The sequence below is a fragment of the Pantoea sp. CCBC3-3-1 genome, assembly GCF_007981265.1.
Lineage (GTDB): Bacteria > Pseudomonadota > Gammaproteobacteria > Enterobacterales > Enterobacteriaceae > Erwinia.
The window spans coordinates 2,231,971-2,254,166 of the sequence record NZ_CP034363.1 but is presented as its reverse complement, the minus strand read 5'-3'; the positions used below and the strand labels follow the sequence as shown (position 1 = coordinate 2,254,166).

Annotated in this window: 19 protein-coding genes; 10 read left to right on the top strand and 9 right to left on the bottom strand. The window is 56.8% G+C overall.

The window, feature by feature from the left end:
• Positions 1 to 103: 103 nt before the first annotated feature.
• On the bottom strand, positions 104 to 1,261 hold the full coding sequence (locus tag EHV07_RS10570; RefSeq protein WP_217363427.1) for a glycosyltransferase family 4 protein: 1,158 nt from the start codon (positions 1,259 to 1,261) through the stop codon (positions 104 to 106).
• Positions 1,262 to 2,128: 867 nt separating this feature from the next.
• On the opposite strand from EHV07_RS10570, the gene EHV07_RS10565 reads away from it, so the two are divergent.
• Together EHV07_RS10565 and EHV07_RS10560 are read left to right on the top strand one after the other, a co-directional pair.
• Positions 2,129 to 2,527, top strand: coding sequence for a cupin domain-containing protein (locus tag EHV07_RS10565; protein ID WP_147197687.1), 399 nt, complete (start codon positions 2,129 to 2,131; stop codon positions 2,525 to 2,527).
• 111 nt (positions 2,528 to 2,638) lie between these two features.
• Complete coding sequence (locus EHV07_RS10560; RefSeq protein ID WP_147197686.1) at positions 2,639 to 3,544, top strand: LysR family transcriptional regulator; 906 nt, start codon at positions 2,639 to 2,641, stop codon at positions 3,542 to 3,544.
• Positions 3,545 to 3,635: 91 nt separating this feature from the next.
• On the opposite strand, the gene EHV07_RS10555 is transcribed toward EHV07_RS10560, so the two are convergent.
• The 5 genes from EHV07_RS10555 to EHV07_RS10535 form a co-directional block, all read right to left on the bottom strand.
• Complete coding sequence (locus EHV07_RS10555) at positions 3,636 to 5,291, bottom strand: methyl-accepting chemotaxis protein (protein WP_147197684.1); 1,656 nt, start codon at positions 5,289 to 5,291, stop codon at positions 3,636 to 3,638.
• Positions 5,292 to 5,399: 108 nt separating this feature from the next.
• Complete coding sequence (locus tag EHV07_RS10550; RefSeq protein WP_147197683.1) at positions 5,400 to 5,927, bottom strand: PadR family transcriptional regulator; 528 nt, start codon at positions 5,925 to 5,927, stop codon at positions 5,400 to 5,402.
• A 272-nt stretch (positions 5,928 to 6,199) separates the two neighbouring features.
• Complete coding sequence (locus tag EHV07_RS10545) at positions 6,200 to 7,522, bottom strand: sorbosone dehydrogenase family protein (RefSeq protein ID WP_168199676.1); 1,323 nt, start codon at positions 7,520 to 7,522, stop codon at positions 6,200 to 6,202.
• 12 nt (positions 7,523 to 7,534) lie between these two features.
• Entirely contained in the window at positions 7,535 to 7,960 is a 426-nt protein-coding gene (locus tag EHV07_RS10540) for a DUF2231 domain-containing protein (protein WP_147197679.1), read from the bottom strand.
• A gap of 205 nt (positions 7,961 to 8,165) precedes the next feature.
• Positions 8,166 to 8,873 (bottom strand): GNAT family N-acetyltransferase, encoded by a 708-nt coding sequence (locus EHV07_RS10535; protein ID WP_217363426.1) that lies wholly within the window; start codon positions 8,871 to 8,873, stop codon positions 8,166 to 8,168.
• Between the two features lie 227 nt (positions 8,874 to 9,100).
• Between EHV07_RS10535 and EHV07_RS10530 the strand changes: the two genes are divergently transcribed.
• From EHV07_RS10530 to EHV07_RS10505, 6 genes are read left to right on the top strand one after another with little or no spacing between them, the layout of a single operon-like run.
• Complete coding sequence (locus EHV07_RS10530; RefSeq protein WP_147197676.1) at positions 9,101 to 10,741, top strand: TIGR04028 family ABC transporter substrate-binding protein; 1,641 nt, start codon at positions 9,101 to 9,103, stop codon at positions 10,739 to 10,741.
• 12 nt (positions 10,742 to 10,753) lie between these two features.
• Complete coding sequence (locus EHV07_RS10525) at positions 10,754 to 11,698, top strand: ABC transporter permease (protein ID WP_147197674.1); 945 nt, start codon at positions 10,754 to 10,756, stop codon at positions 11,696 to 11,698.
• Positions 11,695 to 12,546 carry an ABC transporter permease gene (locus EHV07_RS10520; RefSeq protein ID WP_147197672.1) on the top strand — a complete coding sequence of 284 codons (852 nt, stop codon included), beginning with the start codon at positions 11,695 to 11,697 and terminating at the stop codon, positions 12,544 to 12,546. Before EHV07_RS10525 ends, EHV07_RS10520 begins: the two co-directional genes overlap by 4 nt.
• Positions 12,543 to 14,153, top strand: a complete 1,611-nt coding sequence (locus EHV07_RS10515; RefSeq protein WP_147197669.1) for an ABC transporter ATP-binding protein — start codon at positions 12,543 to 12,545, stop codon at positions 14,151 to 14,153. The genes EHV07_RS10520 and EHV07_RS10515 overlap by 4 nt, the downstream gene beginning before the upstream one ends.
• Positions 14,150 to 15,175: a putative FMN-dependent luciferase-like monooxygenase gene (locus EHV07_RS10510; protein WP_147197667.1), complete on the top strand. Its 1,026-nt coding sequence runs from the start codon at positions 14,150 to 14,152 to the stop codon at positions 15,173 to 15,175. Before EHV07_RS10515 ends, EHV07_RS10510 begins: the two co-directional genes overlap by 4 nt.
• Positions 15,172 to 16,260: an alkylhydroperoxidase domain protein gene (locus tag EHV07_RS10505; RefSeq protein WP_147197665.1), complete on the top strand. Its 1,089-nt coding sequence runs from the start codon at positions 15,172 to 15,174 to the stop codon at positions 16,258 to 16,260. The genes EHV07_RS10510 and EHV07_RS10505 overlap by 4 nt, the downstream gene beginning before the upstream one ends.
• Before the next feature lie 151 nt (positions 16,261 to 16,411).
• Here EHV07_RS10505 and EHV07_RS10500 read toward each other — a convergent pair whose 3' ends face one another.
• Entirely contained in the window at positions 16,412 to 17,284 is an 873-nt protein-coding gene (locus tag EHV07_RS10500; RefSeq protein ID WP_147197662.1) for an ABC transporter substrate-binding protein, read from the bottom strand.
• 229 nt (positions 17,285 to 17,513) lie between these two features.
• Entirely contained in the window at positions 17,514 to 17,942 is a 429-nt protein-coding gene (locus EHV07_RS10495) for a thiol-disulfide oxidoreductase DCC family protein (protein ID WP_147197660.1), read from the bottom strand.
• 147 nt (positions 17,943 to 18,089) lie between these two features.
• Here EHV07_RS10495 and EHV07_RS10490 point away from each other — a divergent pair, with 147 nt between their 5' ends.
• Complete coding sequence (locus tag EHV07_RS10490; protein WP_254446330.1) at positions 18,090 to 19,817, top strand: EAL domain-containing protein; 1,728 nt, start codon at positions 18,090 to 18,092, stop codon at positions 19,815 to 19,817.
• A 1-nt stretch (position 19,818) separates the two neighbouring features.
• On the opposite strand, the gene EHV07_RS10485 is transcribed toward EHV07_RS10490, so the two are convergent.
• Complete coding sequence (locus tag EHV07_RS10485; RefSeq protein WP_147197656.1) at positions 19,819 to 21,195, bottom strand: NAD-dependent succinate-semialdehyde dehydrogenase; 1,377 nt, start codon at positions 21,193 to 21,195, stop codon at positions 19,819 to 19,821.
• Positions 21,196 to 21,318: 123 nt separating this feature from the next.
• Here EHV07_RS10485 and EHV07_RS10480 point away from each other — a divergent pair, with 123 nt between their 5' ends.
• A complete protein-coding gene (locus tag EHV07_RS10480) occupies positions 21,319 to 22,182 on the top strand; it encodes a LysR family transcriptional regulator (RefSeq protein WP_147197653.1) in 864 nt (287 codons plus the stop codon).
• Positions 22,183 to 22,196: the final 14 nt, after the last annotated feature.

Sequence of the window (22,196 nt, the reverse complement as noted above, 5' to 3'; positions counted from 1 at the left end):
GCTCAAACTTGAAACACGGAACACGCCAGGCGTGAAACGCCGCGTACGGGAACAGGGGCAGCCCGGGTGGGACTGCAACGGCCACGGACGGGCGCAGGTGGTGCTATTTTTGGTTATACAGCGAGCGCAGTTTGATCTGGTAAGCTTCCATATCGTGTTCGTCACGAATACGGGCGATAGCGGCATTAGCCTTCTGAGTGATCAGCTCCGGCTTTTCAACAATGTCTGTGATAATCACCTTTAACTGATCGATGGTTTTTCTGCGTAACCGGTCGCGTTCCTGCGCGGAAGAGACGCTGTAGTCGCAATCATCGTTCAGCTCGTGAGTGACCTGCCAGCCCGCTTCGATCGGATTGATCTCCGGCAGTGCACGCACGTTAGTGGTGATAACCGGACAGCCGCAGGACTGCATTTCAAGCACCGAGAAGCCGTAGGTTTCAGCCCAGGTGGGTAGCAGACCCACATCTGCTTTTTGCAGCAGCGTCATCACCCGATCGTTAGGCATGGAGGGGACGTGCTCGTATATGTCGCCATGACGGGCAATCATCGCTTCCGTCTCGCTGGCAAAGGTCGGCTCGTCCTGATACTTACCCAGCGCGTAGTTACCCGTCTTTTTTAAATCCCCAATCAGCGTCACTTTAACCTGGCTGGCCTGAATTTTGTTTTCCGCCAGCAGTTCGTCGAACGCCCGCACGATCTCTCCCCCGCCTTTGCGGTAGAAATCTTTGCCGATAAATACAAAATGAATCGGCGTTGCGCTTTTACGCGACGCACGAACCGGCGTATAGAGCTTCTGCGGTGGATGCATCACCACCATTTTATCGCGAATCGTCTGCGACAGTTCCGGACTGTCACGGAACAGCTTCATTTCCATTTTGTAGGCCGCGCCAGAGAGCGCAATCAGCGCTAAACAATTATTGGCAGTAAGGGCGGAAGAAAGACGCTGTAGCTTCGCGCGGTTCTCATCTTTATTGCCGCTTTTAGGCGGAAGAATACGCGGTAATTCGGTCTCGAATGTCGCGACCCACTTGCGATCTGTTATTGCTATCTCGTTGAAAACGTGAAAAACATCCACGTCCCGCTTCGGCGAGCTGATCACCGGTTTGAAAAGAAAAATTTTGCTCTGGCGGAAGAATTTCATATTAACAAGGTTGATATAAGAATAGAGATTCTTATTTTTGAAGTTAATATATTCCATGCCTGAATCAACTATTATTGTTCTTTTCTCCGGGTAGTTATCGTTAGATACGCCGATTCTCATACCGCCACCTCATAGAAAGTAATGCTAACTGTACTGAGTAATATTATTAGAATTCAATTTTGCCCTGGTCTTCATTCCATGACGCCCGTGTACTCCACCACAGAAGGCCTGACAAGTAAATACGGGCATTGTCTTAATATTAAAAGTGGCATTTAATTCCCCAAAGGGAAAATTTCGGTCCCCCCGCCGTCAAGTTAAAAATAAGTTAAATGTTACCCGCTCTTTGTGGCCGGTTTTCGTTTTTCGCTGGACTCAAGCCCGAAAAAACCTCGTAACCAAAAGTAATATCTTATTACATCCACTGCGGGTGATATTCTGCCTAACGCCCTCAGGTCAAGGGTGGTACGGCTTCAGCCTCTGCCCACGCTCTCTTTTCAACGGCTGCGTACGCAGTAACCCCCTGATTATGAGTCCAACAGAAAGCGGAGTTTGGGTAAAAAAAACGTTAAAAGCCACAGAATTTCCCCCTTAATTATCCTGTCCATTTACGATATCCCACTCAAAATCAGCGAATAAAGAAGAAGAATTCTTTATGTTTGAGCAGGACGCCGGAGGTCAGCCTCCCTCCCAGGCGGCTTGCACAGCCGCGGCGCCCACCATAAGAAAGCTGTGGTAAAAGGATAATTAAGAAACATCTGTATGGGCTGTAATAAAAAGGCAGAAGGCAATATCGCCATAATTTGCCTTCCCGAGGGTAATTAAACGCCAGTTTGAATAAGAAATGTCCTAATGCCGTAATTTAAGGCGGATGCACCTTATTAATGAATCAGGCTAATAACATCAAGTGGATCATACTCATAGTCAGCGCTTATTAATGACATATCATTAAGGCATGCAAAAGCTGATGATAACCACTGAGGAACAATCATGATCGATATTTTTGTTAAGGATGCCAAACCGGCCGCAGAAGGCCCGGCGGAGTATTTCACCGGCAAAGTGACAATCACCGCGCCCTTTAACACGACCGAACCTGCCCGCGTGAGCGGAGCCACCGTCAGCTTTCCCGCAGGCGCGCGTACTGCCTGGCACACGCATCCTCTGGGGCAAACGCTGATCGTCACCGAAGGTCAGGGGTGGGTTCAGGAATGGGGGGACGCAGCACGCAGCATAAACCAGGGCGATATCGTCTGGATCCGCCCGGGCGTGAAGCACTGGCACGGCGCATCCGCAACAACATCGATGACTCACATCGCAATAGCAGAAGCTGAACAGGGTAAAGTGGTTGACTGGCTGGAGCACGTCTCCGCCGAACAATACCCGCAATAGTCCCTTCACCTGCCAGGCCGGTTCGCCAGTGGCGTCCCGGTCTTTTTGCTTTTCTCCTGCCGCATAATCGCTACACTGCTTTTATCTGACCGACAACACCTGAACTCCTCCATGCTTAAAGACAATTTCAACGATCTGATTTCGCTGATGGTTATCGCCCGTGAAAAGAGCTTTACCAAAGCGGCAGCGAAACTGGGCGTATCGCAATCGGCGCTGAGCCATGCCATTCGCGGGCTGGAAGAGCGTCTTGAGCTGCGTTTGCTCACCCGTACCACCCGCAGCGTTGCCCCAACCGAAGCGGGTGAACACCTGATTAAGACAATTGGTCCCCGACTGGAAGAAATTGAAAACGAACTGATTGCGCTGCGTGAGCTGCGTGACCGGCCGGCAGGCAATATTCGTATCAGCGCGGGCGAGCATGCGCTGCGTTCAACGCTGTGGCCGGCGATGGAAACGTTCACGAAGGCGTTTCCTGAAGTGAACATTGAAGTTGTCTCTGACAACGTACTGACCGATATTGTCAGTGGCCGCTTTGATGCAGGCGTTCGGCTGGGCGAACAGGTGGCGAAAGATATGATCGCCGTGCGCATCGGGCCTGACTGGCGCATGGTTGTGGTAGGCTCGCCCGACTATTTCGCCCGCCACGGTCGGCCGGAAACGCCGCAGGATCTTCAGCAGCATAACTGCGTGAATATGCGCCTGCCTACGATGGGTGGCCTCTATGCCTGGGAATTTCAGCAGGATCAGCGTGAGATGCGGGTGCGGGTGGAAGGACAACTGACGTTTAATAACCTTCAGCCGCGCATCGATGCCGCCGTCGCCGGGATTGGCCTGGCGATGGTGCCGGAAGATAGCGTTGAAGCACTGGTCAGCGCAGGGAGACTGGAAAAAGTGCTGGAAAACTGGTGCGCGCCTTTTCCCGGTTATTACCTCTATTATCCCAGCCGTAAGCAGCATACTACCGCTTTTGCGGCGTTTATCGACGCGGTGCGCGTTAAGAGCAGCTCACGTCGATAATTCGGTAAAGCAGACTGACCCGCAGGCTCTCTGCGGGTCAGTGGCAACCTTACTCAGTGCGCTTGCTCAGAGAGTGACAGCGTCACCGGGATCAGAAGGCTTCCCAGTTATCCGTTCCACCCGCAGCGGCCAGCACGGGTGCTTTTAGCGGCGCGGCTTTTTTCGGCGTGGCGGCGTTCACCGGGCGCGAAGCGAGACGGAAAACGGCCACCGCCTGGTTCAGGTGCCCTGCCTGCTCTTCCAGCGAGGCAGCGGCAGAAGAAGATTCTTCCACCAGCGCCGCGTTCTGCTGCGTCACGCGATCCAGCTCGGAAACGGCCAGGCCAACCTGACTGATACCGTGGCTCTGCTCATCCGACGCGGAAGAGATCTCATCCATGATGTCGCGAACCTGCTTCACGGAAACCACGATCGCCTGCATTGACTCTTCAGCCTGTGCGGCAAGGCGTGAGCCGTTGTCCACACGCGTTGAAGACTCGGCAATCAGCGCGTTAATGTCTTTCGCCGCCACTGCACTTCGCTGTGCCAGATTGCGAACTTCACCCGCGACTACCGCGAAGCCACGGCCATTTTCCCCGGCGCGTGCCGCTTCAACGGCGGCATTCAGTGCCAGGATATTGGTCTGGAACGCGATACTTTCGATCACGCCGGTGATTTCTGCGATTTTTTTCGAACTTTCCTGTAAGCCAAAAATGCTTTTAATCACGCCATCAACAATGTTACCGCCCTTTTCCGCCGTTTCGGCAGCGGAAAGCGCCAGTCGTGCAGCCTGATGCGAGTTATCCGCATTCTGTTTCACGGTCGCGGTAATCTGCTCCATGCTGGCCGCCGTCTGTTCCAGAGAAGCCGCCTGCTGTTCGGTACGCGACGAGAGGTCGTTATTGCCCATCGCGATTTCAGACACGCCGGTCAGGATGACATCCGCGCCGTTACGCACGTTGCTGACGGTTTTTACCAGCGAGCTTTGCATTACCGCCAGGCCGGACAGCAGATGAGCCATCTCGTTACGGGCATCGCGCTCGGCAACAATGGTTTGGGTCAGATCGCCCTGCTCAATGGCATTGATGTGTTCCAGTGCGCGGTTCAACGGCTGGATCAGCACGCGCTTGATCACAGACCAGTAGATCAGGATAAAAATCACCACCAGCAGCATGATGGAACCCAGTAACCACAGCATTTGTACAAAAGTCTGATTACTGTCGGCGGAGGCATCCTTAGCCAGCTGGCCAATTGCCGCGCGCCAGCGATCGTAATCGCCCTGCATGATTTGCTGATTCGCCGCCACGTTGATGGTGAACAGGCCTGGCATATCGCGACGATCCGCAATCGCCATCAGCTGGTTAAGCTGACCGGCATAGACCTGGTAGCTTTGCGCCAGCTTGCTGTTCAGCGACGGGTCAAGCCCAGCGACAACCGGGCCGGACTGGTAGGCTTTGAAATCGCGGTCGGCCTGCGCCAGCATCGCTTTGCCATGGTCGACCATAGTGCCCACCACGCTGCTGGTTGGCCCTTCCCGTTGTAGCCAGATCAGCACGCGGTTAACGTCTGCACGGGCAGCGTTTAACTCGTACCAGGCATTGGTTAGCGCGGTCACCTGGTCATTCGCTGAAGAGGCGGTCGCAAAACTGTCTTTATTGTGACTGAGTGAGGTGAGAAACAGCACCCCGGCGATAAATTGCAGCGCGCCAAAGGCAATAATGCTGCACAGCAGAAATGAGGACGTTTTGATACGAGTGAAAACAGACATAGCGGCATCCTGTTAATAAGGCAGAAGTTGGCTATATCGGCATCGTTACCGGTAACATTAGGCTAAGAGGTTTTTTTATTATGCAACTGCACAAAAATCCGTCAATGGCTAGCTGCGCCTGATTTTGTTCGCTGCTTCTTCCAGCGCATCAACGATTGCATGCAGGGTTTCCCCGGAGAGCGCCTGCTGGGATAACCGATTGTTTAACGCCATCTTAAAGCTGTAAATCGCGTTTTCGATGGCAGGAATGCTGCGGTTGTTAACCAGAACCGCCATGGAGGTCAGGCGGCTGACGATCTCCGCCAGCGCGGGCTGGTTGTCTTCCAGCTGACGCTGACCAACGGCGGTGAGGCGAAACGCTTTACGTGCAGCCTGCGGATCGGCCACTTCGACGCAGTCCGTCTCTTCAAGCAGCGTCAGATTGGGATAAATGATACCCGGGCTGGGCGAGTATTCCCCTTTGGAGAGATCTTCAATCGATTTAATCAGCTCATAGCCATGCGCGGCGCCCTGCGCAATAAAGTGCAGGATCAGCAGGCGAATATCGCCCGCATCCAGCATTTTTTCACGTCGTTTCCGGCGCGCTGTGGACCCTGAGTCGCTGGCGCGTTGCTGAGAATTGTCAGAGAGTTTCATTGCCTGCCTGAGCCCGTTTTAAAGGGGGCTGATAGTAATTTAGCCCCCGGGAAAATTCAATAAGGATGCTCGGGAATGCAGACTACTGACAAACTCAAAGCACGAGGAATGCTGGCCTGGAACAAAGCGTCCTGGGCCATGGACGGAGCCGGCAGGGATGCCGCTTTTTGCGTCTTTGTGGAAGGCCTGTGTTCCTCGTGCCTGCACTATCTCAATGACCTCAAAATACCCGAACGAACAGGTCATTGACGACAGTCTGCCAGCAAGCCGATTTAGGGATTATCCGCCGCGGTAACGCGCCAGACCACGTTTCCGGCGTCATCGGCAATCATTAATCCGCCCTGTTTGTCCATGGTCAGCCCAACCGGCAGACCGCGCACTTCCTTCCGATCGTCGGTCAGGAAACCGGTGACAACCGGTTTCGGCTGCCCTTCTGGCTTGCCGTTACGGAAGGCGACCCACACTACCTGATAGCCGTTCAGCGGCTTACGGTTCCAGCTGCCGTGCTCGCTGATAAAGGCACCGCCGCGATATTCCGCCGGTAAATTGGTGCCGGTGTAGAACCACAGCCCCAGCGGTGCCACGTGGGAGCTTAAGGCATAGTCAGGCTTCAGCGCTTTTTTCACCAGGTCCGGCCGCTGCGGGCGAACGCGCTCATCAACATGCTGGCCAAAGTAGCTGTAGGGCCAGCCATAGAAACCGCCTTCCTGCACGGCCGTCATATAATCCGGCACCAGATCGGCACCGATCTCATCACGTTCATTGACAATGGCCCACAGCTTGCCGGTCTGCGGCTCCCACTGCATACCGGTGGGATTACGCAGGCCGCTGGCGTAAATCCGGCTCGCGCCCGATGCCACATCCACCTCCAGAATGTCAGCCCGGCGATACTCCGCGCCAATCCCGTTTTCCGTAATGTTGCTGTTAGAGCCGACGCCCACATAGAGTTTGCTGCCATCAGGGCTGGCGAGCAGCGACTTGGTCCAGTGATGATTAATGGGGCCGCCAGGCAGCTCGGTTAACTCAGTGCCCGGATCGGTAATGGTCGTTGCGCCGCTTTGGTAATGATATTTCCTCAGCGCGTCGGCATTCGCCACGTACAGCGTGTCACCGATCAGCTGTACGCCAAACGGCGAGGAAAGATTTTCCAGGAACGGATATTTTTGCCAGGTTTTGCCATCACCGCTGGCGTTACGCAGCAGCGTGATGCGGTTTCCGCCTTTACCCCCCTTGCCCGACGCATTTTTAACAAGGCTGGTAATCAGCTGTTTGGGCTGGCTGACAGGCGCTTTTGGCCCGCTGGCTTCCACCACCAGCACGTCGCCGTTTGGCAATGTGTAAAGCTGGCGAGGACTTTTCAGGCCGTCCGCCACTTTTTCGATTTTCAGCCCTGCCGCCACCTTCGGTTTTTCACCCTCTTTCCACGGCGTGCCGCCGGGCACCTGCATCGGCGGTATCAAAAAGTTTTTCGCGGGCGGCAGCTCAGGATTTGCGCCAGTTTGTTTTGCGGGATCGATCTTTGCCCCGTCGTCGCAACCGCTCAGGGTCAGGGAAATCGAGACGGCCAGCAGAGAGAACAGCGTTGTTTTATTCATCATGACGCCTCCTTAAGCGGTGCGTTCGCGCACGGCGAGTTGCAGGTTGGCGAACAGCATCAAAATGACTGCCAGCGTGGAGAGAATGACGCCGGTCGGCACCACGGCAAAAGCGTCACGGCTGTGGATAAAGGCGTTGAAAATTTCCAGCACGATAGCGACCAGATAACTCCAGAAATGCACCTTTACCGCCGATCCTTGCGGATAAGCCGCGCCGACCCAGACCTGAACCAGATTGATCAGACGAGGAATGATGGCAATCACCAGACCGATGGCGATCAGCCAGCTGGCACCTTGTGTCCAGAGCACTTCCGTGCTGTAGATATAGATGATGTCGAAAATCCACCCGGCGACAAAAAAACCGAGCGGGACAGGATGTAAAAGCGAATAGACGGCCACGGCAAAAGTAGAATGGCGGGATGTCACCTGAGAAGTCATTCACCGGCTCCTTATACAAAATGAACGTAAACGGCGACCCGAAACGCCAGCCGCCCTGATGCAGACTGTAAAAGGTTAGTAAATTTAATGACTTCGTGTTCGCAAATGTGATGAATAATTAATAAACCCGCGCCCAGGCCGCTCGTTTCGGTGATTTTTAAGATTAACCTGTCCGGGCGGCGCGGGATCGATGCCGCAGCGCAGCTTACTGATTTCTTAACGCCGCCAGGCCGTGTCGCTGCTGACCTTGCGGATCGAAATTGCGTTCATCCAGCCAGCGTACAAACCCCTGACGGACGGCGGGCCATTCGCTGTCGATAATGGAAAACCACGTGGTATCACGCGTGCGGCCTTTATAAACGATCGCCTGGCGAAACAGCCCTTCATAGCGGAAGCCCAGACGCAATGCCGCCTTACGCGAAGGGGCATTCAGGCTGTCGCACTTCCACTCGTAACGACGGTAGCCCAGCTGTTCAAAAGCATACTGCATCAGGAGAAAATGCGTTTCGGTTGCCGCTGGCGTGCGCTGAAGCAGCGGCGAAAAAGCAACATGGCCAACTTCAATCACGCCATGTTGTGGTGCAATGCGCATCAGCGCTACCGTGCCCACCGCCCGTTCGCCCTGCGCGTCAATAACGGCAAAATGCAGCGGATCGCGGCTCGCCGCCGCGTCAGAAAGATAGCGGCGGAACTCATCCTCATGGGAAAAGGGACCGGAAAACATATAGGTCCAGTCTCTGCCATCCTCTGCGTTGCCGTAAGCCTCCAGCAAATCGGCAATATGGCCTGCGCTCAGCGGTTCCAGCCGACAAAAACGCCCGAACAGCGTGACGCGCTGTGGCAAAGGGCGTGGCTCCCACGCCTCAAGCGTTTCACCGACGGGTTGTTGAAATTCGTTCACGTTTACAGACACAGCCTCTCTCCTGAACCGGTTCGTTTTCCTCATGGTAAAGCATAAACCCGGCGGCCGCTGCTACCGCTTTATCTGAAAATCAGCGGCTTACTTCCCCTGCATGCTGCGGAGAATATCACCGGCGTCAGTTATTCACCTGACAGCTATTGTTAGCTGAATTTCTCGGTTCACCCCATCGCTTCCCGGCTGGATATTAGCAATAACTTATTGACGCTAAAGGACTGACCATGCCGTTTCCCTTTCGCCTGCGGGCGCTTTCTCATTCTGTGGCGATCGGTGCCTCGCTGACGCTGTTTGCCGGGCAGGCTGCCGCTGCCGATCGTCCCGTTCAGGGCGGGACGTTGATTTATCTGGAACAGCAGGCGCACACCAATCTCTATCCCCCCGCCGGCGGGTTTTATCCCAACGGCGGCATCCTGAATCAGATCACCGATAAACTGACCTGGCAGAATCCCCAAACCTTGCAGGTTGAACCCTGGATAGCTGAGAGCTGGACCAGCAACGCGGAGAAAACCGAGTACACCTTTAAGCTGCGTCCCAACGTCACTTTCTCTGACGGCACGCCGCTGGATGCCAACGCGGTAGCGAAGAATTTTGATACCTACGGGCTGGGCAACAAACAAAACCGCCTGCCGGTTTCGGAAGTGATTAATAACTATGCCCGCAGTGAGGTTGTCGATCCGCTGACGGTGAAATTCTACTTCAGCAAACCGTCGCCCGGTTTTTTACAGGGCACCGCCACCATCGGTTCGGGACTGGTCTCGCTGAGTACGCTGGCAAGAAATTTCGATGCGCTGGGCGATGCGCGACATATCATCGGTTCCGGTCCCTTTGTAGTCAGTGATGAAAAGCTGGGACGTGAAGTGGATTTGGTCGCCCGCAAGGATTATCAGTGGGGGCCGAAAAATTCTCCGCAACAGGGTCGCGCAAACCTGGATGCCATCAAAATCATCGTGACGCCAGAAGACAGCGTGCGCATCGGTGCACTGCTGGCGGGCCAGTCCGATCTGATCCGCCAGGTGCAGGCTTATGATGAAAAACAGGCCAGCGATCAGCAGTTCCCGATTTACGCCCCCCCGACGCGAGGCGTGAATGACAGCCTGAGTTTCCGCCCGGATAACCCGTTGGTAGCCGATCTGCACGTGCGCCAGGCGCTGCTGCATGCCACCAACAGCCAGCAGATTGTCACCACGCTGTTTTCCGCCAACTATCCGCAGGCCACCTCCGTGCTGGCAAAAAGCGCGGCGGGTTATGTCGACTTAAGCGCACAGCTGAAGTACGACCCGGAACAGGCGAAAAAACTGCTGGATGAAGCGGGCTGGCAGCCGGGCAGCGACGGCATCCGTCAGAAAGCGGGCGTAAAGCTGGCGCTGACCGTCTATGAATCCTTACCCCAGCCGCAGAACAAAGAGGTATTGCAGCTGGTGGCGCAGCAGTGGAAGCAGGTCGGTGTCGCTCTTGAGGTACGCGCTGGCGATGCCGGAAGCCGCACGCTGGATAATCTTGACCCTTCAAAAACGCCGCTGACGGTATCGGAAGTCGGCCGCGCCGATCCTGACGTGGTGAAAAGCATGTTTTATCCCGACAACCGCGATGCGCTACTGCAAAAGGGCGGCTCCAGCAGCAAGGTAAAAAGCTTCCGGGACGAGAAGCTGAACGCGATCCTTACCGCCATCTCTGCCGAAACCGACGCGCAGAAACGTCTGACGCTGGTCGGCGACGCACAGCGCTACCTGATTGCTAACGCCTATAACATTCCCATTTTCGAAGAGCCGCAGGTCTTTGCCAGCGCGCCCTGGCTGAAAGGGCTGCGTTTTGAGGCGGTGGGTCGCCCGGCGTTTTACGGCGTCTGGCTGGAAAAACATTAAGAGGAGATAACCGTGACGCGCTATCTGGTTAACCGCTTTGGGCAGGCGCTGCTGGTTTTGTGGGCCGCTTTTACCGTCTCTTTTGTGCTGTTACAGGTGCTGCCTGGCGATGCGATCCTGATTAAGTTTCAGAACCCGGATCTTGGCCTCAGCCCGGCGCAGATAGAGGAAATGCGTCAGATTTACGGCGCGTCCACGCCCTTCTGGCAGCAGTATCTGCATACGCTGCTGGCAATGTTGCAGGGGGACTTTGGCTATTCCGTCCAGGCAGGCGTGCCGGTGAGCAGCCTGATTGCAGAAAACTTTCCCGCCACGCTGCGTCTGGCGCTGCCTGGTTTTGCGCTGGCGCTGCTGATCGCCCTGCTGCTGGCCTTCGCGTCCAGCCTGACCGGACTGCGCGGGTTGCGCAATGCGCTTCAGTCGCTGCCTTCACTGTTTATCGCCCTGCCTACCTTCTGGCTGGGGATTGCGCTGATTCAGATCTTCTCTTTTCAGCTGCGCTGGGTCCCGGTCATCAATCCTGGCGTCTGGGTCGGCTTGATCCTGCCCATTATCACCCTGGCAATACCGATTTCCGCGCCGCTGGCGCAGATCCTGATCCGCAGTATCGACAGCGTGCAGACGCAGCCTTTTGTCGCCGTCGCGCGGGCAAAAGGGGCCAGTCAGAGACGGGTTCTGCTGCATCACGTCGCTCGCAATGCGCTGCTGCCAACGCTAACCATTGCCGCGCTGTTGCTGGGCGAGCTGATTGCCGGTGCGCTGATTACCGAAACCGTCTTCGGCCTGTCGGGTCTTGGGCAGCTGACGCAGCAGGCGGTGAACAACCAGGATGTGGCGGTCCTTCAGGCTATCGTGATGATCTCCGCCAGCGGGTTTGTGCTGGTTAACCTGCTGGTGGATGCCGTTACGCCGCTGCTCGATCCTCGTCTGACCCATTCCCAGGGAGTCTTATCATGAGCCTGGTCGATTTAACCCTCAGAACGCCTGCCCGCAAACGCTGGCTGCTGCGCCGGCGCTGGCAGCCCGGCCTGCTGCTTGCCTGGCTGGTCATGGTAGTGACAATCGCCTGGGCAATCGCACCCGGCTGGTTTACCGACTGGAGCGGCACCGAAGGCGTCGCTGGCGCACAGCGCCTTGCGCCTCAGCCGGGCCACTGGCTGGGTACCGATCAGCTGGGGCGCGATCTTTTTGCCCGCATTATCTGGGGGGCGTCACATTCCCTGAGTGGTGCGCTGGTGGCGGTCGTGCTGGGCCTGACGGTCGGCACGCTGCTGGGTGTGGTGGCTGGCGCGGTCGGTGGCAAAACGGAAACGGTTCTGATGCGTCTGGTGGACGTCTTGCTCTCGATCCCCGGCCTGCTGCTGTCGCTGAGCGTAATCATCCTGCTCGGCTTTGGTACGGTCAATGCAGCCATCGCCGTGGGCATCACCTCCATCGCCAATTTCACCCGTCTCGCCCGCGCTGAAGTGATGCGCGTCCGTCATGCGGATTTTGTTGAGGCGGCCTATGGCAGCGGCGGAACCTTTTTCAGGGTGCTGATCCGGCATATTTTACCCAACTCGCTCACGCCGGTTGTGGCCTTCTCGGCGTTGCAGTTCGGTAACGCGATTCTGGCAATTTCTACCCTCAGCTTTCTTGGATACGGTACGCCGCCGCCAACGCCTGAATGGGGATTGCTGATCGCCGAAGGCCGCAACTATCTTGCCACCGCCTGGTGGCTGACCACGTTTCCCGGGCTGGTTGTGGTGCTGGTGGTTCTTTCCGCTAACCGCATCAGCCGCCAGTTTTCAGGAGAACGCCGATGAACACAGCGGTTCTGCAACTGCAAAACGTCAATATTCGTTATCACAGCGACAGCGGGCAAAAACGCGTGGTGCACAACGTCAGCTTTGCCGTTAACCGCGGGGAATTTGTCGCGCTGGTGGGCGAGTCCGGCTCTGGTAAAACCACCGTCGCTCAGGCCATTATCGGCCTGCTGGCACCTAACGGCGAACGCGAAAGCGGCCAGATTATCCTCAACGGCAGCGACATCAGCGACTGGTCACAGAAAAGGCTCAACGCGCTGCGCGGCGCACGTATCAGTTTGATTCCTCAGGATCCCGGCAGTTCGCTCAATCCGGTGATGACTATCGGCGACCAGGTGGCGGAGATCCTGCATCTGCACCTGCGCCTTTCACGTCAACAGCAGCGGCAAAAAGTGATTGAGCTGCTGACCCGCGTCGGCCTCAGTTACCCTGAACTCAGGGCGGATCAGTATCCACATCAGCTTTCCGGCGGGATGAAACAGCGCGTGCTGATAGCCATTGCCATTGCGCTACGGCCCGCGCTGATTATCGCCGATGAGCCGACCAGCGCGCTGGATGTAACGGTGCAGAAACGCGTTCTCGATTTAATCGCCGGTTTAAGCCGCGAATACGGTACGGCGGTGCTGTTTGTCACCCACGATCTCGCCGTGGCCGCCGCTCGCGCCGACAGGATTGTGGTTTTTCGCGCAGGGAAAATTGTTGAGCAAGGCCCAACTTCCCGCGTGCTGAACTCGCCGGAAGATGCCTGGACCCGCCAGCTGTTCGCCGATGCGCCGGCCTTTGCCGCGCCCAAACTGGCCAGCATAGCGCCCGGCCTGGCGCTGCCCGCGATTGAGATCGGCGGCATCAGTAAAGGCTTTTCTGCCGGACGCGCAGGCCGCTTTCAGGCGCTGGATAACGTCTCCTTCAGCGTAGCAAGCGGCAGCACGCATGCGCTGGTTGGGGAATCCGGTTCCGGCAAAACCACGCTCGCCCGCATCCTCTCCGGATTTACGCAGGCGGAAAGCGGCACCATCACGCTGGATGGCATTCCGCTGGCGGGGCTGAGGCCTGAGGCGTTGCGCCAGCTGCGGCAGAAAATCCAGCTGGTCTGGCAAAATCCTTTTGCCTCGCTGGATCCGCTGCAAACGCTGTACCGCATTATTGAAGAACCTCTGCTCAATTTTTTATCGCTCAGTAAAGACCAGCGGCGCGAGCGCGTGGAAGAGATCGCCCACCGCGTTGCCCTGCCCGTTGAACTGTTAAGCCGCAAGCCGCGAGAATTGTCTGGCGGACAGCGGCAGCGCGTTGCCATTGCGCGGGCGCTGGTGCTTCGCCCTAAAATTTTGGTACTGGATGAAGCCACTTCCGCTCTCGACGTCACCGTCCAGGCGCAAATTATCAGTCTGCTGCGGCAGCTACAGCAGGAAATGGGCCTGACCTATCTGTTTATCTCACACGATTTAGCCACGGTTCGCCAGCTGGCACACAGCGTGTCGGTGCTGCGCGCCGGAAAACTGGTGGATCACGGCCCAACGGAAAACGTCTTTAACCGGCCCACCAGCGACTATACCCGCACGCTGCTCGCCGCTATTCCAACTTTCAGGCATGAGAGGGAAACCGTATGAAAAGACTTGGCTTTTTTACGCGTCTGCTGGATAAAACTTCGCCCCGCGAGCGTTACCGTCTGGCGACGGCACAAATTCTGCACGCGGAAAAATGGGGATTCGACAGCGCCTGGATTGCCCAGCACCATTTTCATGAACAGGAAGGGGGTTTACCTTCGCCGCTGCTGTTTCTGGCCAGCGTTGCGGCGCAGACGTCGCGCATTCGCCTCGGTACCGCCATCATTACGCTGCCCATGGAGAATGCAATCAGGGTCGCGGAAGACGCGGCGGTACTGGATTTGCTGGCCGATCACCGTATTGAACTCGGTTTTGGCTCGGGCGGTACGGCGACCTCGTTTTTGCCGTTTGATTTAACGCTGGAAACCCGCGGCGACGCGTTTGCCACTCAGCTGGAAACCCTGCTCTCGGCATGGCGTGGCGAAACCCTCGGCCATGCGGATAACCGTCTTTATCCAGCCGCGCCACAGCTGCTCGATCGGGTTTGGCAGGCCACGTTTTCCGTACAGGGTGCGGCCCGCATCGGTGCCGCTGGCCATGGGCTGATGCTCTCCCGCACGCAGCCGCGCCCACAGGTACAACCCTTACTGCCGCTGGATGACATCCAGAATCCGATGATTGATGCCTATCTGGCTGCGCTACCGGCAGGCGTAGAGCCGCGTATTTTGGCTTCGCGCACCGCCTTTGTCGCTGACGATGGCGCAGAGGCCCGGGCGCTGGCAGTACCGGGTTTGTCGCAGCAGGCCGCCCATCATCGTGCCGCCGGACATCCGATTGAAGGCTCCACGCTGGATGACTATATCGCCGCCTTTGATGTTCATCTGGGATCGCCTCGTCAGGTTATTGCCTCACTGCGTCAGGACTCGGTTTTAGTGCGTGCAACGGACATTTCCTTCCAGGTGCACTCAATCGATCCGCCTCATCACTATATTTTGCGTTCCATTGAGCTACTGGCGAGCGCCGTCGCGCCCGCCTTTGGCTGGCGTTCGCCCACCGATCCCCTTACCGTTGGAGAAGCATCATGACCCGGACAAAAGATCTGCTTGATGAACTGGCTGAAATTAAATCCGCCAGCGCGCTCGCCGAGGCTCGCGCCCTGCGCGGTGCGGCGACTGAACATACCCAGGGCAGTCATGAGATTTTGTTTTCATCTGCCAGCAAAAGTTTTCCCCTCAGCTGGCGCGCGGCGCTCGCCAGGCAGGTTGCGCTGTGGCATCAGGCGCCGCAGCTGGCTAATTATTACGCCAGCCTGCCATCCCAACCCGCCGAAGGCGCAGGCTTGCAGGCGGCACTCGCTCACGCAGAAACGTTGACTTTCACACCTGCCGCAGCGACGCAGGGCGATCTGCACGCATTGCGGGAAGCGGGCTGGTCGGTGCAGGACATTGTGACACTGTCACAGCTGGTCGCCTTTGTCAGTTTCCAAAGCCGCCTGCTCACCGGACTGCGGTTGCTGGCGGGCCATAGCGTGCCGCGCGGCAGTCATGATGCAGTGGCAGCCGTCTGGCGCAGCGAACCCCGAACCGCAACCGGTCAACCTGCCCCCCAGGCTTTTACGCAACGGGAACTGCACTGGGAACCCTGGCTGGCGGCTAAACCTCTGGACGAATTTAACGCGCTGGAGCAGGCAACGCTGGCAAAATTTGGCCACGCGGATTCTGACTATTTTCGCCTGCTGGCCCGTAATCTGCCGCTGCTGGAACAGCGGACCCTGACCGACAAAGGCATCTTTTATACTTCAGGAGGCCTGCCGCGTGCCGAACGCGAGCTGGCAGCCGCAGTGGCCAGCAAGGTCAATGGCTGCATCTATTGTGCTTCCGTGCATGCCCGCAAAGCCAGCCAGCTGTCTAAACAGACGGATGATGTGGCGCGGCTGATTGCCACGCCGCCGGGTCAGGCGCTGGAGACGGGCCAGTCCGATCGCTGGCAAAAAATTATCGCCTTTTCAGCGGCCCTTTCGACAACGCCGCCCAACGCTTCGCCCCGCCAGCTTGATGCGCTACGCGAAATCGGGCTGGATGAACTGCAACTGCTGGATCTGGTGCAGTCCAGCGCCTTTTTCGCCTGGGCGAACCGGCTGATGCTGACGCTGGGGGAGCCGTTTGAATAACACGGACAGGCGGCTAATAGCAATCCGGGCCGAAAAGCGAACCTTCGACGTGGCTTTTCGGCCAGGCAAAAGTCAAACCAAAACCAACGCTCCTTTTGCCTGGCCACACCGATCCGCGTGGGCTTTCGTTCCCCAGGCCGCTGCACCCCGTTTATGCCTGAAGTCCCTGCCGGGCGCTATTAATAATCAGGCTGTTGTTGAGAAAACCAGCGGCAACAAGATCGTCCGCCTGCCGTTGCTGTTCAGCGAGCAGCTCCGTTGAGACCGGCAGGATCCCCCATGAACGCCGACGAAGCGCGGTAAACCAGCTCTCCACGCTAATACTTCCAGCCAGATGCTGGTGAATGAGTTCCGCCGCCTGGAGCGGATGTGTGGCGATCCAGCGGTCGTTCTCTGCCAGCACCGATAAAGCCAGCCTGGCCTGCCGCGGATAGCGCTCACGCCAGGATTTCCGGCACCAGAACAGCGTGCGGTTGGCAATAAACTCATCAACCTGCCCCAGCATACGTACCATCTTTGCATCACGAGCCGCGCTCAGCCAGGGATCGATTGCCGCCCAGAGATCCACGCGCCCTTCCCTTAAGGCTCGCGGCGACTCGCTGCCGCTCAAATCGACCAGGGTGATATCTTTCAGCGTCAGGCCATTTTGCAGCAGCTGCTGCGCTAAAAAACGATCGGTAACCGATCCCCGGATGCAGGCGATACGCGTGCCTTTGATCTGCTGCGGAACCTGTAAATGACTCTCCTTCATCACCAGCAGCGCACAGTTAGCATTACTCACGGGAGAGGCTCCCAGGTAAGCGACGTCCAGCCCCTTTGCCTGAGCATAGAGCGGCGATGTCGTTCCCGTACCCACAATGTCGAGCTGATGGCTGGCAAGATAAGCCGCGCTGTCGGCGCCATGCTGATAATCCATCCATTCCACCTGCCAGCCGTGGCTTACCGCCTGCGTCTCCAGCTCGCCCCGGTGGCGCAAAATAAACAGGGAAAGGTTGTCCGGGTGACTGCCCACACGCAGCGTCATTCGGTTTTCCCCTTCAGGTTTGCCGGACGTCGCGAAGGGCATGTTAAAGGGGTGAAACGGGCTGAGGAAATTTGCATTAAAGATGTCCTGTAGGGTGATTTTTTTATTATCACATCTTTAACAAAGCCGGCAGGTGGCGACAAAGAAGTTATCCGGCAAACCTTTGCCAGAAAAAGGGTTTTCCTGCCCTCTTCGCTTCCTTATCCTGGCCGATAGCCATCAGTTTGTATTAAGGCTGGTCCAGAAAGCGCTGTGGATGATCGGCTACGGGCTGTTGGCACTCATCATATCGGCCAAACAGCCGATAACGGTTATGGGCGATGAGATCGTAGCAGCGGTTACTGATAGCTTTTGGAAAAAAACGCAGAATGCTAAAAATTCGCCATGGGAAGGGCAGCCATTTCATTACCCGAAAAATGGCTTCGGCGCGCAGGTACACCTGGCCGTTATCCAACAGGACAATGGTGTTGATTTCATCCGGCGACATGCCTGCTGCAATCAGCAACGCTTTGCCTTTACGGGTTTGTACCGCAGCCAGCCGAACCTGATGACCCGTATCATGGCGGATCAGAAAATTGACCCAGCCGTTACAGAGTTTGCAGACGCCATCATAAAGCACGATCCGATCGTGCGGCGCTGCTGAAGAAGAATGAGACATGCTGTTATCCAAATTTGTGCGTGGCGGCTTAATGCATCGGCCCTCGAGACAAGTTTAGCTTAACTATTAGCTTTCCCGATGGGGAATAATTTGCAGGCGATTATGACAAACAACCTGGGAGATAACCGGCACCCACAGGTGCTGGAGATGTTTACTACCACTGATAGCGAACGGGATGAGATCCTCAGCAAGTTTACCGAGCTGGCCAGCCGGCTGCTGGAAATCCCCTCCAGTTTTATTTCCGTGATGGATGAGAAGCAGCAGTATATTAAAGCGGCGCAGCGTTTTGCATTGCAGCAAACGTCGCTTGAAGATGCGCTCTGCCGCCATACGCTGGCCAGCGGCACGATTCTGGTCTGTCAGGATACGCATCACGATGAGCGTTTCCGCGAGCATCCCCTGACGCTTGATGTACCGTTTATCCGGTTTTATGCAGGTGCGCCGCTGAAGTTAAGCAATGGCATGGTGATCGGTACGCTGTGCGTTGCCGACGTTCAGCCGCATCTTTTCCCGCAGCATAAAATAGAGATGCTACAGCTGCTGGCCGATATCATCACCTCCTGGCTGGACGCCTGGCTTAACAACGGCCTTCGTGACGTTGTCACTTCTCTTCCCAATCGCCAAAAGCTGATGCAGGACCTGGCGTTGCTAAAAGAGATGGGCGTGCAGGAGCGGCACAGTCTGGTGCTGATTGAATGTCTGGATGTGACGCGTGCCTATGAAATTGCCCGTTCGCTGGGTATGGGCACGCTGGAAACGTTGCAAAAAGATATGATTGAGCTGCTGCGCATTCGGCTGCAACTTCAGCCGCAGGAGGTTTTATATTGCTTTACGAAAGGCTGCTTCGCCCTGCTCTCGGCTGCCAGATCGTACGCCTGGCTACAGCGTTCAGGCGAAAAATTAAGCAGCGCCCACGCCCGACTGCATGAAGGCATTACGATTGACCTCAGTATTCATCTGGGCGAGGTGAATTTTGTGCCGGTAAACTCTACACCATCGGAAATTGTGCGCCGTGGCTTTAGCGCTTTACATGAAGCTATCAGTCTGCGCAAACCCTGGCAGACTTATGATGAAGCGCTCGACAACCGCCGCAAACTTGATTTCCATCTGCTGCATGATTTGTCGACGGCTTTGCGCGGCGAAGGCGGCCTGTATCTGGTTTATCAGCCCCAGCTTTCCCTGCACAGCGGGCTGCCGGTGGGTCTGGAAGCCCTGCTGCGCTGGGAACATCCCACCCTCGGTAATCTGCCGCCGATGACGTTCCTGCCGCTGGTGGAGACCACCAGCCTGATGGCGGAAGTGACAAACTGGGTTATCGCCAGCGCGCTGTCCCAGCTGCAACTGTGGCAGGCGAAAGGCGTGAATCTGCCGGTGTCGGTCAACGTCAGCGTCAGCGATCTGGCCAGCCCTGGCTTTGCCGACCGGCTGGAAGCGAAAATGCTGCGGGCCGGTATGCCCACCGAGCTGCTGCGTCTGGAGTGTCTGGAAACGGAAAGAATGCTGGAGTGTCCGCAAGCGCTGGCCGGTCTGAATCAGCTCAAGCTGCGCGGTTTTGGTCTGTCGCTGGATGATTTTGGTTCCGGCTACAGCAATATTAACTACCTCAAGCGCATTCCGGTGGACGTGATCAAGCTGGATCGCTCGCTGGTCTGGAAGATGGCGACCGATAACGCCAGCCGTACCATTGTCCGGCATGTGATAGCGATGCTGAAAGAACTGCACTATGTCGTGCTGGCAGAGGGGGTTGAGGATGAGCAGACGTTGCTGACGCTGCGCAGCTTTGGCTGCGATGAAATTCAGGGATACTTTTGCAGTAAACCCCTTCCGCCGGAAGGGGTTGAACAGTGGCTTAAGGGCGAGATGTTCGCGGGCTAAATCAGGATTCCAGCCAGACTGTCTGCGCGTTGGTAAACTCACGAATACCAAAGTGCGACAGCTCGCGACCATAGCCGCTGTGCTTCACGCCGCCGATTGGCACACGTGGGTCGGAGAAGCTCGGCGTGTTGATAAACATGCCGCCGGTTTCGACTTTTGCAGCAAGCTTGCGGGCGTTAGCCAGATCCCGGCTCCACAGGCTGCCGCCCAGGCCAAATTCAGAGTCGTTAGCCATGGCAATAGCGTGTTCGGCATCTTTCGCCACAATCAGTGAGGCTACCGGACCAAACAATTCCTGTTTGAAGCTGGTCATGCCTGGCTTCACGTTGCTGAGCACCGTTGGCGCATAGAAGTTAGCCGCGCCCTGAATAACATGGCCACCCAGCAGGCACTCGGCACCTTCGGCAATCGTCGCCTGCACCTGCGTATCCAGCTCGTCACGCAGATCGTAACGCGCCATCGGGCCAATATAGGTCGCTTCGTCGCGCGGATCGCCCACCACCATCTCTTTCACTGCCGCAACGAACTTGTCGCGGAATTCAGCAAAAATGCTTTCTTCCACAATGATGCGTTTCGCTGCCATACAAACCTGGCCACCGTTCATAAAGCGACCGGCAACGGCCCCTTTCACTGCCGCATCAATGTCGGCATCTGCCAGCACGATAAAGGCGTCGGCGCCGCCCAGCTCCAGCACGCTTTTCTTCACTGCTGCACCCGCCAGCGCGGCAATTGCGGCACCGGCACGTACGCTGCCGGTTAGCGTGACGGCGGCAATACGACGGTCGTTGATGATTTTTGCCACGGCATCGTTATCGGCATTCACCACGCCAAACAGGCCCTGTGGCACACCCGCTTCGGTCAGCACTGACTGCAACAACAGCGCGCTGCCCATGATGCTCGGTGCAGGTTTCAGCAGGTAGCTGTTGCCCGCCATGATGATTGGCACCGCGCCACGCAGCACCTGCCAGACCGGGAAGTTCCACGGCATCACCGCCAGGACTGGGCCTAACGGCAGGTAGTTGACGTAAGCCTTGTCGTTTTCCACCCGCGTTGCTTCTGGGGCCAGAAAAGCCGGCCCCTGTTCGGCGTACCATTCACACAGGCGGGCACATTTTTCCACTTCGGCCAGGCTCTGGGTAATGGGCTTGCCCATCTCATCAGTCATCATTTCAGCCAGTGAACGGGCATGCTTGCGCAGGCCCGCCGCCATGTTTTGCAGCAGCTGGCTACGGCTGTCGATTTCACTGTGGCGCCATGACTGGAACGCGCTGTCGGTTTGTTGCAGCGCGGTTTCCACGTCAGTTACTGAGGCGAACGGCGTCTGGCGGATAATTTCGCCGGTGAAAGGATTGCGGGAAACGGCAGAGGAAGTCGTCATACATTCTCCTGATGGTCGGGCGCTTGCCCGACGAAAGTCATTTGCGATGGGGAGATCATAAGCTTGTCATTCATTCTTTAAAAATGAATAATAATGAAAATATCTTACTCAAAAAGAGAATGCATGGATCTGACCCAGCTGGAAGTGTTTCGCGCCATTGCTGAGGAAGGCAGCGTGACTGCCGCCGCCAGCAAATTGCATCGCGTACCGTCGAATATCTCTACACGCCTGCGCCAGCTGGAAGAAGAGCTGGGCACGCAGTTGTTCAGCCGTGAGAAGCTCCGCCTGCATATTACCGATGCGGGCCGCACGCTGCTGGATTATGCCCACCGCATTTTGGCCCTGACCGAAGAAGCGCGTTTGCAGGTTTCCAGCCAGCATCCAACGGGCGTGTTCACGCTGGGCGCAATAGAAAGCACCGCCGCGGTACGCCTGCCGCCGCTCATTGCCCGCTATCACCAGACATGGCCGGACGTGGAGCTGGATCTTTCCACCGGCCCCTCCGGCGAAATGATTGATGGCCTGCTGGCTGGCGAGTACAGTGCGGTGTTTATCGATGGCCCGCCTAAGCATCCTCAACTGGAAGGTATGCCCGTGTTCGCCGAAGAGATGGTGGTGATCTCCTCGCTCAACCATCCGCCCGTGACCAGCGCTACCACCATTTCGGGCGCGACGATTTATGCCTTTCGCGCCAACTGTTCATACCGTCGCTTATTCGAAAACTGGTTCGCAAGGGAGAATGCCGCACCGGGTAAGATTTTTGAGATGGAGTCTTACCACGGTATCCTCGCCTGCGTCAGCGCGGGAGCCGGGCTGGCGATGGTGCCGCGCAGCATGCTGGAAAATATGCCCGGCAAGGACAGCGTGTCGGCGTGGCCGCTGGCCGGACAAATGGGGCTGATCAATATCTGGCTGGTCTGGCGAAAAGGCAGCCGTTCGGCCAACCTGCGCGCCATGACCGACATGCTGGAGATCGTGCCGGCCTAAATGGGCTACGCTTA

Excerpts from the sequence above, each read along its gene's own strand:
- EHV07_RS10560 (WP_147197686.1), top strand. The coding sequence starts at position 2,639 with ATGCTTAAAGACAATTTCAACGATCTGATTTCGCTGATGGTTATCGCC.
- EHV07_RS10570 (WP_217363427.1), bottom strand. The coding sequence starts at position 1,261 with ATGAGAATCGGCGTATCTAACGATAACTACCCGGAGAAAAGAACAATA.
- EHV07_RS10520 (WP_147197672.1), top strand. The coding sequence starts at position 11,695 with ATGAGCCTGGTCGATTTAACCCTCAGAACGCCTGCCCGCAAACGCTGG.
- EHV07_RS10480 (WP_147197653.1), top strand. The coding sequence starts at position 21,319 with ATGGATCTGACCCAGCTGGAAGTGTTTCGCGCCATTGCTGAGGAAGGC.
- EHV07_RS10530 (WP_147197676.1), top strand. The coding sequence starts at position 9,101 with ATGCCGTTTCCCTTTCGCCTGCGGGCGCTTTCTCATTCTGTGGCGATC.
- EHV07_RS10495 (WP_147197660.1), bottom strand. The coding sequence starts at position 17,942 with ATGTCTCATTCTTCTTCAGCAGCGCCGCACGATCGGATCGTGCTTTAT.
- EHV07_RS10515 (WP_147197669.1), top strand. The coding sequence starts at position 12,543 with ATGAACACAGCGGTTCTGCAACTGCAAAACGTCAATATTCGTTATCAC.
- EHV07_RS10505 (WP_147197665.1), top strand. The coding sequence starts at position 15,172 with ATGACCCGGACAAAAGATCTGCTTGATGAACTGGCTGAAATTAAATCC.
- EHV07_RS10550 (WP_147197683.1), bottom strand. The coding sequence starts at position 5,927 with ATGAAACTCTCTGACAATTCTCAGCAACGCGCCAGCGACTCAGGGTCC.
- EHV07_RS10510 (WP_147197667.1), top strand. The coding sequence starts at position 14,150 with ATGAAAAGACTTGGCTTTTTTACGCGTCTGCTGGATAAAACTTCGCCC.
- EHV07_RS10540 (WP_147197679.1), bottom strand. The coding sequence starts at position 7,960 with ATGACTTCTCAGGTGACATCCCGCCATTCTACTTTTGCCGTGGCCGTC.
- EHV07_RS10565 (WP_147197687.1), top strand. The coding sequence starts at position 2,129 with ATGATCGATATTTTTGTTAAGGATGCCAAACCGGCCGCAGAAGGCCCG.
- EHV07_RS10500 (WP_147197662.1), bottom strand. The coding sequence starts at position 17,284 with ATGACGCTGCGTGTGGGCAGTCACCCGGACAACCTTTCCCTGTTTATT.
- EHV07_RS10545 (WP_168199676.1), bottom strand. The coding sequence starts at position 7,522 with ATGAATAAAACAACGCTGTTCTCTCTGCTGGCCGTCTCGATTTCCCTG.
- EHV07_RS10485 (WP_147197656.1), bottom strand. The coding sequence starts at position 21,195 with ATGACGACTTCCTCTGCCGTTTCCCGCAATCCTTTCACCGGCGAAATT.
- EHV07_RS10555 (WP_147197684.1), bottom strand. The coding sequence starts at position 5,291 with ATGTCTGTTTTCACTCGTATCAAAACGTCCTCATTTCTGCTGTGCAGC.
- EHV07_RS10490 (WP_254446330.1), top strand. The coding sequence starts at position 18,090 with ATGTTTACTACCACTGATAGCGAACGGGATGAGATCCTCAGCAAGTTT.